The organism is Streptomyces sp. NPDC052301 (genome assembly GCF_044593395.1).
Lineage (GTDB): Bacteria > Actinomycetota > Actinomycetes > Streptomycetales > Streptomycetaceae > Streptomyces.
Map to the genome: position 1 here is coordinate 21,287 of NZ_JBIUBE010000005.1, position 11,963 is coordinate 33,249.

An 11,963-nucleotide genomic window follows, 5' to 3' on the forward strand; every position below is an offset into this window, starting at 1 on the left:
AGCGCAAGCAGGGGGGTGCTCCGCCAATCGGTACCCCCGGTGCCCACGTCGCACCAGCAGACCCAGGCAAGGGAAGGGTGGCAGCCATGCGCTACCGGCTCACGTTCGTCGCCGGACTGGCCCTCGGTTACGTACTCGGCACGAGGGCCGGACGCGAGCGCTACGAACAGCTGAAGAAGTCCGCTCGCCAGATCGCGCAGAACCCCGCCGTGCGCAACACCGCGGAGACGGCCGCCCAGCAGAGCCGTCAGTACGCCGGCAAGGCGTTCCACACGGTGAGCGACAAGGTCGGCGACCGCGTCCCCGCCTCCGTGGCCCAGCGCGTCCGGTCCCTGCGCGAGCGCAGCGTCGACGGCACGGCCGAGGACGACTGGGGCACGAGCAACACCTAGCGCGAGCGGCGTGCCCGCCTCCATCGGCGCCCTCGGCCGAACCCGGCGCAGGAATGCTGCAAAATTCTCCACATGGGGATAGTCGCCGGGTTGGACAGCTCGCCCGATTTCACTCGCATCGTCGTCTGCGACACGGACACGGGAGCCGTGCTCCGACAGGGGTACGCGCCGCATCCGGTCGAGGCATCGGAGGGCGGGGGACGCCCCAGTGACGTCGACCCCCAGGCCTGGTTGCTCTCGCTCGGTGAGGCCGCCGGAGGCGGTCTGCTGGAGGGCGTCCAGGCCATCGGCGTGTCCTCGCAGCAGAACGCGCTGATCCCGCTGGACGCCCAGGGCAACACCGTGCGCCCGGCCATGGTCGGCGGCGACAAGCGGGCCCAGGTCGCGGCGGCCGATCTCGTCGACGCGCTCGGCGGGCGCGAGGCCTGGGCGCAGGCGGTGGGATGCGTGCCGCAGGCCGCCCAGCCGGTCACCAAGCTGCGCTGGCTCGCCAAGAACGAGCCCGAGAACGCCCTGCGCACGGCCGTACTGCTGCAGGCTCACGACTGGCTGGTGTGGCAGCTGCTGGGGCGGCCCCTGAGAAGGACCACGGATCGCGGCGGTGCCTCCGGGACCGGGTACTGGTCCGCGGCCACCGGCGGCTACCGGCCGGACCTGGTCGAGCTGGCCCTCGGGCACCAGGCGATGCTCCCCGAGGTGATCGGCCCGGCGGACGCCGCCGGGACCACCCCGGAGGGGCTGCTGATCTCCGCGGGGACCGGCGAGACCATGGCCGCCGCGTTCGGGCTCGGGCTCGGACTGGGGGACGCGGTCGTGTCCCTCGGTGCCTCCGGATCGGTGATGGCCGTTCACCCGGAGGCCCTCGCCGACCAGTCCGGGATGATCACCTCTTTGGCCGACGCCACGGGCATGCACCTACCGGTCGTCACCACCCTGAACGCCGTACGCACCCTGCGCGGCGCCGCCGAACTGCTCGGACTGCCGGACCTGGAGAGCCTGTCCGAGCTGGCGATGAAGTCCACGCCCGGCTCCCACGGGCTGGTCCTGCTGCCCTACCTGGAGGGTGAGCGGACCCCGAACCTGCCGCACACCGCGGGCACCCTCGCCGGGCTCAGGCGCGAGTCGATGAAGCCGGAGCACCTGGCGCGGGCCGCGTTCGAGGGCATGCTGTGCGGGCTCGGCGACGCGCTGGACGTGCTGCGCGGCCGGGGCGTGGAGGTGCGGCGGATCTTTCTGCTCGGCCAGGCCGCCGAGCTGCCCGCGGTGCAGGCGGCGGCGCCCGCGTTGTTCGGCGCGCAGGTCGTCGTACCGCAGCCCGCGGACTACGCGGCGATCGGCGCGGCCCGGCAGGCGGCCTGGGCGCTCGGCGTGTCGCAGGGCACCCTCGACCCGCGCACCCCGCCGGCCTGGCAGGGCGCGGCGGCCCAGGTGCTGGAACCGGGCGACGAGCTGGCCGTGGGCCAGGCGGTGCGCCAGCAGTTCACGGCGGTGCGGGAGCAGACCCATCCGGGCGCGTTCCGCGTCTAGCGGGTTTCGTTCGGACCAGGTCGGATCGGGCCGCGGCGTCCGGTGCGGTGCATCGCACCGGCGGAGGATCACCCGCGTACCGGGCGTACTCGGGTGGCCCGACGACACGGCGAGGTGCCGGGCCGGGCGTCGCGGACCCGGCCTGATCCGAACGAAGCCCCCTGGGCCCGAAGGTGCATGCGGACGGCTTAATCGGTTGAGGTAACGCCGGTGGTGTGTTCGACGATAGGGGCCAAGGGCAACCGACCAGCCCCGTCGCCGAACCCGAGAGACGTAGCGTGCTCATACGACTTCTGCGGACCTATCTCAGGCCCTACAAGAAACCCATAGCCCTCTTGGTGCTGCTGCAGTTCCTGCAGACCTGCGCCACCCTCTACCTGCCCACCCTGAACGCGCACATCATCGACAACGGTGTCGTGAAGGGTGACACGGGTTACATCCTGTCCTTCGGCGCCCTGATGATCGGCATCTCGCTGGCGCAGGTCGTGTGCAACATCGGCGCGGTCTACTACGGTGCGCGCACCGCCTCCGCGCTCGGCCGGGACCTGCGCGGAGCCGTCTTCGGTCAGGTGCAGTCCTTCTCCGCGCGTGAGGTGGGTCACTTCGGGGCGCCCTCACTCATCACGCGTACGACGAACGACGTACAGCAGGTCCAGATGCTGGCGCTGATGACGTTCACCCTGATGGTGTCGGCGCCCATCATGTGTGTGGGCGGCATCGTGCTGGCGCTCGGACTCGACGTGCCGCTGTCGGCCGTGCTCGTGGCGGTCGTCCCCGTCCTCGGCATCTGCGTGACGCTGATCGTGCGCCGGCTGCGGCCGCTGTTCCGGTCGATGCAGGTCCGCCTCGACACGGTGAACCGGGTGCTGCGCGAGCAGATCACCGGCAACCGGGTGATCCGCGCCTTCGTCCGCGACGAGTACGAGCAGGGCCGGTTCGGGAGGGCCAACGGCGATCTCACCGAGATGCAGCTGGCCACCGGCCGGATGCTCGCGCTGATGTTCCCGATGGTCATGACGGTGGTGAACCTGTCCTCCATCGCGGTGGTGTGGTTCGGCGCGCACCGCATCGACAGCGGCGGGATGCAGATCGGTGACCTGACCGCCTTTCTCGCCTATCTGATGCAGATCGTGATGTCCGTGATGATGGCCACCTTCATGTTCATGATGGTGCCGCGCGCGGAGGTGTGTGCCGAGCGCATCCAGGAGGTCCTCGGGACCGACTCGAGCGTGGTGCCGCCGACGGCACCGGTCACCGAGCTGCGCCGGCACGGGCACCTGGAGATCCGCGGGGCCGGCTTCCGCTATCCGGGAGCCGAGGAGCCGGTGCTGAAGTCCATCGAGCTGGTGGCCCGGCCGGGTGAGACGACCGCCGTCATCGGCTCCACCGGCAGCGGCAAGTCGACCCTGCTCGGACTGGTCCCCCGGCTGTTCGACGCCACCGAGGGCGAGGTCCTGGTCGACGGCGAGGACGTCCGGCAGGTCGACCCGGTGCTGCTGGCGAGGACGGTCGGGCTGGTGCCGCAGAAGCCGTACCTGTTCGCGGGCACGGTCGCCACCAACCTGCGCTACGGCAATCCGGACGCCACCGACGAGGAACTGTGGCACGCGCTGGAGGTCGCGCAGGCCAAGGACTTCGTGAGCAAGCTGGAGGGCGGCCTGGACGCGCCGATCGCGCAGGGCGGTACGAACGTCTCCGGCGGCCAGCGGCAGCGGCTCGCCATCGCCCGCACGCTCGTCCAGCGTCCGGAGATCTACCTCTTCGACGACTCCTTCTCCGCGCTCGACTACGCCACCGACGCGGCCCTGCGCTCCGCGCTCGCCCGGGAGACCGCCGAGGCGACCGTCGTGATCGTCGCCCAGCGTGTGGCGACCATCCGGGACGCGGACCGGATCGTCGTGCTGGACGAGGGCAGGGTGGTCGGCTCCGGCCGGCACCAGGAGCTGATGGTGACCAACGAGACGTACCGGGAGATCGTGCTCTCCCAGCTGACGGAAGCGGAGGCCGCCTGATGTCCGGGCCCATGGGACGCATGATGGCCGGAGGCGGCCCCGACCAGCGGTCGATGGACTTCAAGGGGTCGGGCAAGCGGCTCGTCGCCCAGTTCCGACCCGAACGGCTCACGATCTACGGCCTGCTGTTGTGCGTGGTCGTCAGCGTGACCCTGAACGTGATCGGCCCGAAGATCCTCGGCAAGGCCACCGACCTGGTGTTCTCCGGGATCATCGGCCGGCGGATGCCCGCCGGTGCGACCAAGGAGCAGGTGCTCGCGCAGATGCGTGCGCACGGCCAGGGCCGGATCGCGGACATGCTGAAGAGCACCGACTTCACCCCCGGCAAGGGCATCGACTTCACCGCCGTCGGGAACGTCCTGCTGCTCGCGCTCGGCATCTTCCTGGTCTCCGGTCTGCTGATGGCGGTGGCGACCCGGCTGGTCAACCGGGCCGTGAACCGCACGATGTACCGGCTGCGCCAGGACGTGCAGGCGAAGCTGTCGCGGCTGCCGCTGTCGTACTTCGACCAGCGCCAGCGCGGCGAGGTGCTGTCCCGCGCCACCAACGACATCGACAACATCGGGCAGACGCTCCAGCAGTCGATGGGGCAGCTGATCAACTCGGTGCTCAGCATCATCGGCGTGCTGGCGATGATGTTCTACGTCTCCTGGATCCTGGCGCTGGTCGCCCTGGTGACCGTGCCGCTGTCGTTCGTCGTGGCCACCCGGGTCGGCAAGCGGTCGCAGCCGCACTTCGTGCAGCAGTGGCGCTCCACCGGCAAGCTGAACGCCCACGTGGAGGAGATGTACACCGGGCACACCCTGGTGAAGGTGTTCGGCCGGCAGGAGGAGTCGGCGCAGCAGTTCGCCGAGCAGAACGAGGCGCTGTACGAGGCCTCCTTCAGGGCGCAGTTCAACAGCGGCGTCATGCAGCCGCTGATGATGTTCGTGTCGAACCTGAACTACGTCCTGGTGGCGGTCGTCGGCGGGCTGCGGGTCGCGTCCGGCGCGCTGTCCATCGGTGACGTGCAGGCCTTCATCCAGTACTCGCGGCAGTTCTCGATGCCGCTGACGCAGGTCGCGTCGATGGCGAACCTGGTGCAGTCCGGTGTCGCCTCGTCCGAGCGGGTCTTCGAACTCCTGGACGCGGAGGAGCAGGAGGCGGACCCGGTACCGGGCGAGCGGCCGGCCGAGCTGACCGGCCGGGTGCGGCTGGAGCACGTCTCGTTCCGGTACGAACCCGAGAAGCCGCTGATCGAGGATCTGTCGCTCACCGTCGAGCCCGGGCACACGGTGGCGATCGTCGGCCCGACCGGTGCGGGCAAGACCACGCTGGTCAACCTGCTGATGCGGTTCTACGAGGTGTCGGGCGGCCGGATCACCCTGGACGGGGTGGACGTCCGCCGGATGTCCCGGGACGAACTGCGCTCCGGGATCGGGATGGTGCTGCAGGACACCTGGCTGTTCGGCGGCACGATCGCGGAGAACATCGCGTACGGGGCGGCCAGGGAGGTCACCCGCGGCGAGATCGAGGAGGCGGCGCGGGCCGCGCACGCCGACCGGTTCATCCGCACGCTGCCCGACGGCTACGACACCGTGATCGACGACGAGGGCACCGGGGTCAGCGCGGGCGAGAAGCAGCTCATCACCATCGCGCGGGCGTTCCTGTCGGACCCGACGATCCTGGTGCTGGACGAGGCGACGAGCTCGGTCGACACCCGTACGGAGGTGTTGATCCAGAAGGCGATGGCCAAGCTGGCGGCCGGACGGACGTCGTTCGTGATCGCGCACCGCCTGTCGACGATCCGGGACGCCGACACGATCCTCGTCATGGAGAACGGCTCGATCGTGGAACAGGGCGCGCACGCGGAGCTGTTGGCGGCGGACGGCGCGTACGCCCGCCTCTACCAGGCCCAGTTCGCGCAGGCCGTCGCGGAGGTGGACTGAGATGACGGGGGCGCTCACGCCGACGTGAGCGCCCCTTCAGTCCAGGTATCCCCTCAGCTGGTCCGCGAAGGCATGGTCCCGCAGCTTGTTGAGGGTCTTGGACTCTATCTGCCGTATCCGTTCCCGGGTGACGCCGAAGATACGGCCGATCTCCTCCAGGGTGCGGGGGCGGCCGTCGGCCAGGCCGTACCGCAGCTGTACGACCTTCCGCTCCCGCTCCCCCAGCGTCGACAGAACGGCCTCCAGGTGCTCCTTGAGCAGGAGGAAGGCCGCCGACTCGACGGGGCTCGTGGCGTCGCCGTCCTCGATGAGGTCGCCGAGGGCCACGTCCTCCTCCTCGCCGACCGGGGCGTGCAGGGAGACCGGTTCCTGGGCGAGCCGCAGCACCTCGGAGACCCGCTCGGGCGGCAGGTCGAGCTGGGCGGCGACGTCGTCGGGCGTCGGCTCGTACCCCCGCTCCTGCAGCATCCGGCGCTGCACGCGTACGACCCGGTTGATCAGCTCCACCACGTGGACGGGCACCCGGATGGTGCGGGCCTGGTCGGCCAGGGCCCGGGACATGGCCTGCCGGATCCACCAGGTGGCGTAGGTGGAGAACTTGTAGCCGCGGGCGTAGTCGAACTTCTCCACGGCCCGGATCAGCCCGAGGTTGCCCTCCTGCACGAGGTCGAGCATGGTCAGGCCGCGGCCGACGTACCGCTTGGCGACGGAGACGACGAGCCGCAGGTTGGCCTCGATGAGCCGCCGCTTGGCCATCCGGCCCATGACCACCAGCCGGTCGAGGTCCAGCGCCAACTCGCTGTCCAGGTCGGGGGTGTTGCTCAGCTTCTCCTCGGCGAACAGGCCGGCCTCGACCCGGCGGGCCAGCTCGACCTCCTCGGCGGCGGTGAGCAGCGGGATGCGGCCGATCTCGCGCAGGTACTGGCGGAACAGATCGGCCGACGGGCCGCCGGTGTCGATGCGGGCGGCGGCCGGGTTCCCGGCGGGCTCGGCGGCCTCCAGCGGTTCGTCGGCCTCGTCGGGTTCCTCCGCGAGGGCCTCCGCGGGCGGTTCCGTCAGCTCCGCGGCCACCGTCTCCGGATGCAGGGCGGCAGGTCCCTGCGGGGGTACGCCGGTGCTGCTGTCGGTCTGGGTGAGGGTCTGGGTCTGCACGGGGGCGACCTCCAGGATGATCGCTGCCGGAGGCAGTGCGGCAGCGGTACTTCGGGAGCGGAGAGTCGTCGGCCTGCGCTCCGAGGACTCGGGCACCGCCCCCAGTGTGGAGTAAGACACATCCCCGCCACGAGGGGCGTGCGGTGACTTTTTGCGTCCGGTCCGTGACCGGGCGAATACTCAGGTCGCTGGACCATCCGACTGGCATATGCGGGGACTGAGGCACAGGGACAGCTGCCCGGCGCTCTCGTGGCCGGGCAGGTGGCGGTCATGGACCACCTCGGCATCACCCCCCGGCCGGTCCCTCGGGGACTGATCCCGCGGAGGTGACCTACAGCGCCTCCGCGCCCCGCTCCCGCAGTGTCTGGTCGTACTGCTGGAGGACCCACATCTCGTTCTGCACGGCGGCCAGCTGGGCGGGGTCGCCGCCGGTGGCCAGGCGGGTCATCTGGGACTGGATGTCGCGGATGCGGCGCTCCACGGCGCGGCGGCGGATCTGGACCAGGACCGTGCCGGCGTAGGTGTCGTCGACGGTGCGGCGCAGGATCGGTTCGACGGCCAGCTCGGTGACCATCGCGCGGACGGTGTCGTCGGGCGCGGCCTCACGCACGCGGACCAGGTATTCCTGGGCGTCCTGGACGCCGTACTCGGCGCCGCCCGCCTCCGCGATCGCCTGGCGCACGGCCGCATACGGCGGCGCGGTGAACTCGTCCACCCCGTAGGCGTCGAAGGCCGGGGAGACCAGCTCGGGGCGCTGCAGGGCGAGTTTGAGCAGTTCGCGTTCGGCGGCGTAGACAGGGTTGCGCAGGGTCAGCGCGGGGCCGCCGCCCGCCGGGCGGGAGGCGGGGGCCGCCCACTGCTGGTCACCGCCGCGCGAGCGGTCCTGCTGCGGGGCCTTTCCGCCGCGCTCCCGCGCCCAGCGGGCCAGCTGGGCCACGCGCCGGACCACGAACTGGGTGTCGAGGATGCCGAGCATGCCGGCGAGTTCGACGGCGACCTCGTGCTGGGCACCGCTGTTCTTGATCCGGGCGACGATCGGCGCGGCCTCGTCCAGGGCGGCGGCACGGCCCGCCGGGGTGTCGAGGTCGTAGCGGGAGACGATCTGGCGGAGTGCGAACTCGAAGAGCGGGGTGCGCGGTTCGACCAGGTCGGCGACCGCCTCGTCGCCCTTGGCGAGGCGCAGCTCGCACGGGTCCATGCCGTCGGGCGCGATGGCGATGTACGTCTCGGCGGCGAACTTCTGGTCGTCCTCGAAGGCCCGCAGGGCGGCCTTCTGCCCGGCCGCGTCGCCGTCGAAGGTGAAGATCACGCGGGCCGAGCCGTTGTCCATGAGGAGCCGGCGGAGGATCTTGATGTGCTCGCCGCCGAAGGCCGTGCCGCAGGTCGCGATGGCCGTCGTCACCCCGGCGAGGTGACAGGCCATGACGTCCGTGTAGCCCTCGACCACGACCGCGCGGCTGGCCTTGGCGATGTCCTTCTTGGCCAGGTCGATGCCGTACAGCACCTGGCTCTTCCGGTAGATCGGCGTGTCGGGCGTGTTCAGGTACTTCGGGCCGTTGTCCGCCTCGTAGAGCTTGCGGGCGCCGAAGCCGACGACCTCGCCGCCGATGTCCCGGATGGGCCACATCAGGCGGCCCCGGAAACGGTCGATGGGGCCCCGGCGGCCCTCCTGGGAGAGGCCGGAGAGGATCAGTTCCTTGTCGGTGAAGCCCTTGCCGCGCAGGTAGCGGGTGAGGTGGTCCCAGCCCTGGGGGCTGTAGCCGACGCCGAAGTGGACGGCGGCGGACTGGTCGAAGCCGCGCTCGGCGAGGAAGACCCGGCCGGTCTCGGCCTCGGGGCCGGTGGCGAGCTGCTCGGCGTACCACTGCGCGGCGATCTTGTGCGCCTCGACCAGGCGGATGCGCTCGCCGCGCTGGTGGGAGGGGTTGTACCCGCCCTCCTCGTAGCGCAGCGTGATCCCGGCCTGGGCCGCCAGGCGCTCCACCGCCTCCGAGAAGGAGAGGTGGTCCACCTTCATCACGAAGGTGAGGGTGTCGCCGCCCTCCTGGCAGCCGAAGCAGTGGAAGAGGCCCTTGCTCGGGCTGACCTGGAAGGACGGCGACTTCTCGTCGTGGAACGGGCACAGGCCCTTGAGGTTGCCGCCGCCCGCGTTGCGCAGCTGGAGGTACTCGGAGACCACGGCGTCGATCGGGACCGCGTCCCGTACCGCCTTCACGTCCTCGTCGTTGATCCGTCCTGCCACGCGTGAATTCTACGGGGGCGCGGTGACAGTCCCGGTGCCCGTCAGGATCGCGGGACGAGGCTGTCGAGCGGGACGTGCGGGTCCGAGAGCGCCTCCACGTTCACCTGGGCCCGGGAACGGATGAGCTGCTGGATCTTGTCTGTGACATCCCACACGTTCACGTTCATCCCGGCCAGGACCCTGCCCTCCTTCACCCAGAACGCGATGAACTCCCGCTTGCCGGCGTCTCCCCGGATCACCACCTCGTCGTACGAGCCCGGAGGCGCCCAGCCGCTGTACTCCATGCCCAGGTCGTACTGGTCGGTGAAGAAGTAGGGCACGCGGTCGTAGGTGACGTCCCGGCCGAGCATCGCGCGGGCGGCGGCGGGGCCGCCGTTCAGCGCGTTCGCCCAGTGCTCCACCCGCAGCCGGGTGTCGAACAGGGTGAGCGGGAAGGACGCCACGTCACCGGCCGCGTGGATGTCCGGGTCGGAGGTGCGCAGCCGCTCGTCCACCACGATCCCCCCGCCGTGCGCCCGGTCGGCGATCTCCAGGCCCGCCGCCTCCGCGAGGGCGGCCCGCGGGGCGGCGCCGATCGCCGCCAGCACGTCGTGCGCCGGGTGCTCCTCGCCGTCGTCCGTGCGGACCGCGAGGACCATGCCGTCCTGGCCGACGATCTCGGTCAGTCGCACCCCGAAGTGGAAGCGGACGCCGTGCTCGCGGTGCAGCTGGGCGAAGACGTTGCCCAGCTCGGGGCCGAGGACGCCGTGCAGCGGGGTCGGCAACGGCTCGATCACCGTGACCTCGGCGCCGTACTCGCGGGCCGCCGCCGCGACCTCCAGGCCGATCCAGCCGGCGCCCGCGATCACGAGGTGCCCGTTGTCCCGGCCGAGGTGCTGCAGGACGCCCTTGAGGCGCTCCGCGTGCGCGAGCCGGCGCAGGTGGTGGACGCCCGCCAGGTCGGTGCCGGGGATGTCGAGCCGGCGCGGCTCGGCGCCGGTGGCCAGGAGCAGCTTGTCGTAGCGGACGAGCGTGCCGTCGTCGCCGAAGCGGACGGTCTTCGCCGTACGGTCGACGCGGTCGACGGTCTGGCCGAGGTGCAGCTCGATGTCGTTCTGCGCGTACCAGGCGGGCTCGTGCACGAAGACGCTGTCGCGCTCCTCCTTGCCGAGCAGGTAGCCCTTGGACAGCGGCGGGCGTTCGTAGGGGTGGTCGCGCTCGTCGCAGATCAGTATCACCCGCCCGGTGAAGCCCTCCGCACGGAGCGTCTCGGCCGCCTTCGCACCGGCGAGACCGCCTCCGACGATGACGAATGTCTGATCCGCGTCGACCACTTGATGCCTCCTCGTAAGGGTGCCGCCACATGCGAGCGTCCCGCACGCGGGGTGCTGCGGGAAGAGGGAGTGACCCGATCAGGCCACGGCGGGTCATGTTCCTCTCACATATGCCCCGTCAGTCTGGCGTGCAGCGAGCGTGCGGAGGCATCGGTGAGCGAGGCGATCTGGTCGACGATCACCCGCTTGCGCGCGTGGTCGTCGCATGCCCCGTCGAACAGCGCCCGAAACTGCGGATCCAGCCCGTCCGGGGCACGGGCGGTCAGCGCCTCGGCCAGTTCGACCACGACCACCCGCTGGTCGGCGCGCAGCCGCTCCTGCTCGGTGCGCTGCATCACGTACCGGTCGGCGACGGCCTTGAGCACCGCGCACTCCATGCGGGTCGCGCGGGGGACGACGAGTTCGGCGCCGTAGCGGGTGAGCCGGCCGCTGCCGTACGCGGCGCGCGTGGCACCCTCGGCGGCCAGGCAGAACCGGCCGATGAGCTGGCTGGTGGCGTCCTTGAGACGGGCCTGGGCGGCCGCCGTGCCGTCGTAGCCGTGCGGCCACCACTCCTCGTCCAGGAGGCGGTCCAGGGCCTCGGCGAGTTCGGCCGGGTCGGTGTCCGCGGGCACGTACCGGCCGACGGCCACCTCGAACACCGCCTGCCGCTCGGGGTCTGCCTGCAGGCAGTTGGGGTCGATGTGGCCGGCGTGCAGGCCGTCCTCGACGTCGTGCACCGAGTAGGCCACGTCGTCCGACCAGTCCATGACCTGTGCCTCGAAGCAGGTGCGGGTGCCGGGGGCGTGCGCTCTGACCCAGTCGAACACCGGGCGGTCGTCCTCGTACACGCCGAACTTCCCCGACGCCGGGTCGGTGGGATGGGCGCCGCGCGGCCAGGGGTACTTGGTGGCGGCGTCGAGGGCGGCGCGGGTGAGGTTGAGGCCGACGGAGCGGTCCTCGGTGAAGCGTTTGGGTTCGATGCGGGTGAGGAGTCTGAGGGACTGGGCGTTGCCCTCGAAGCCGCCGCAGTCGTCGGCGAAGGCGTTCAGGGCCTGTTCGCCGTTGTGCCCGAAGGGCGGGTGGCCCAGGTCGTGGGCGAGGCAGGCCGCTTCGACCAGGTCGGGGTCGCAGCCGAGGGCCGCACCGAGCTCCCTTCCGACCTGGGCGCATTCGAGTGAGTGGGTGAGCCGGGTGCGGGGGCTGGCGTCCCACACCTGGCTGCGGGCTCCCGGCGTGACGACCTGGGTCTTGCCGGCGAGGCGGCGCAGGGCGGCGGAGTGGAGGATCCGGGCGCGGTCGCGCTGGAAGGCGGTGCGGCCGGGGCGTTTGTCGGACTCGGTGACCCAGCGCTCGGCCGACGCCTGGTCGTAACCGGTGGGGGGTGCGGTGCCTTCCATGGTTCGACAGTAAGCGTC

8 protein-coding genes are annotated in these 11,963 nt (G+C 71.2%); 4 read left to right on the forward strand and 4 right to left on the reverse strand.

Annotated features, from left to right (window positions below):
* The first annotated feature begins 86 nt into the window (after positions 1 to 86).
* The 4 genes from ACIHEJ_RS14585 (at position 87) to ACIHEJ_RS14600 (ending at position 5,859) form a co-directional block, all read left to right on the forward strand.
* Complete coding sequence (locus ACIHEJ_RS14585; RefSeq protein WP_400135168.1) at positions 87 to 392, forward strand: YtxH domain-containing protein; 306 nt, start codon at positions 87 to 89, stop codon at positions 390 to 392.
* A gap of 72 nt (positions 393 to 464) precedes the next feature.
* Positions 465 to 1,919 carry an FGGY-family carbohydrate kinase gene (locus tag ACIHEJ_RS14590; RefSeq protein WP_400135169.1) on the forward strand — a complete coding sequence of 485 codons (1,455 nt, stop codon included), beginning with the start codon at positions 465 to 467 and terminating at the stop codon, positions 1,917 to 1,919.
* Positions 1,920 to 2,197: 278 nt separating this feature from the next.
* On the forward strand, positions 2,198 to 3,931 hold the full coding sequence (locus ACIHEJ_RS14595) for an ABC transporter ATP-binding protein (protein WP_400135170.1): 1,734 nt from the start codon (positions 2,198 to 2,200) through the stop codon (positions 3,929 to 3,931).
* On the forward strand, positions 3,931 to 5,859 hold the full coding sequence (locus ACIHEJ_RS14600; RefSeq protein ID WP_400135171.1) for an ABC transporter ATP-binding protein: 1,929 nt from the start codon (positions 3,931 to 3,933) through the stop codon (positions 5,857 to 5,859). Before ACIHEJ_RS14595 ends, ACIHEJ_RS14600 begins: the two co-directional genes overlap by 1 nt.
* 36 nt (positions 5,860 to 5,895) lie before the next feature.
* On the opposite strand, the gene ACIHEJ_RS14605 is transcribed toward ACIHEJ_RS14600, so the two are convergent.
* The 4 genes from ACIHEJ_RS14605 to ACIHEJ_RS14620 form a co-directional block, all read right to left on the reverse strand.
* A complete protein-coding gene (locus tag ACIHEJ_RS14605; RefSeq protein WP_400135172.1) occupies positions 5,896 to 7,107 on the reverse strand; it encodes an RNA polymerase sigma factor in 1,212 nt (403 codons plus the stop codon).
* Between the two features lie 235 nt (positions 7,108 to 7,342).
* Positions 7,343 to 9,253: a DNA primase gene (gene dnaG, locus ACIHEJ_RS14610; protein ID WP_400135173.1), complete on the reverse strand. Its 1,911-nt coding sequence runs from the start codon at positions 9,251 to 9,253 to the stop codon at positions 7,343 to 7,345.
* A 41-nt stretch (positions 9,254 to 9,294) separates the two neighbouring features.
* Positions 9,295 to 10,566 carry an NAD(P)/FAD-dependent oxidoreductase gene (locus ACIHEJ_RS14615; RefSeq protein WP_400135174.1) on the reverse strand — a complete coding sequence of 424 codons (1,272 nt, stop codon included), beginning with the start codon at positions 10,564 to 10,566 and terminating at the stop codon, positions 9,295 to 9,297.
* Positions 10,567 to 10,670: 104 nt separating this feature from the next.
* Positions 10,671 to 11,945 (reverse strand): deoxyguanosinetriphosphate triphosphohydrolase, encoded by a 1,275-nt coding sequence (locus ACIHEJ_RS14620; RefSeq protein WP_400135175.1) that lies wholly within the window; start codon positions 11,943 to 11,945, stop codon positions 10,671 to 10,673.
* Between the last annotated feature and the right edge of the window lie 18 nt (positions 11,946 to 11,963).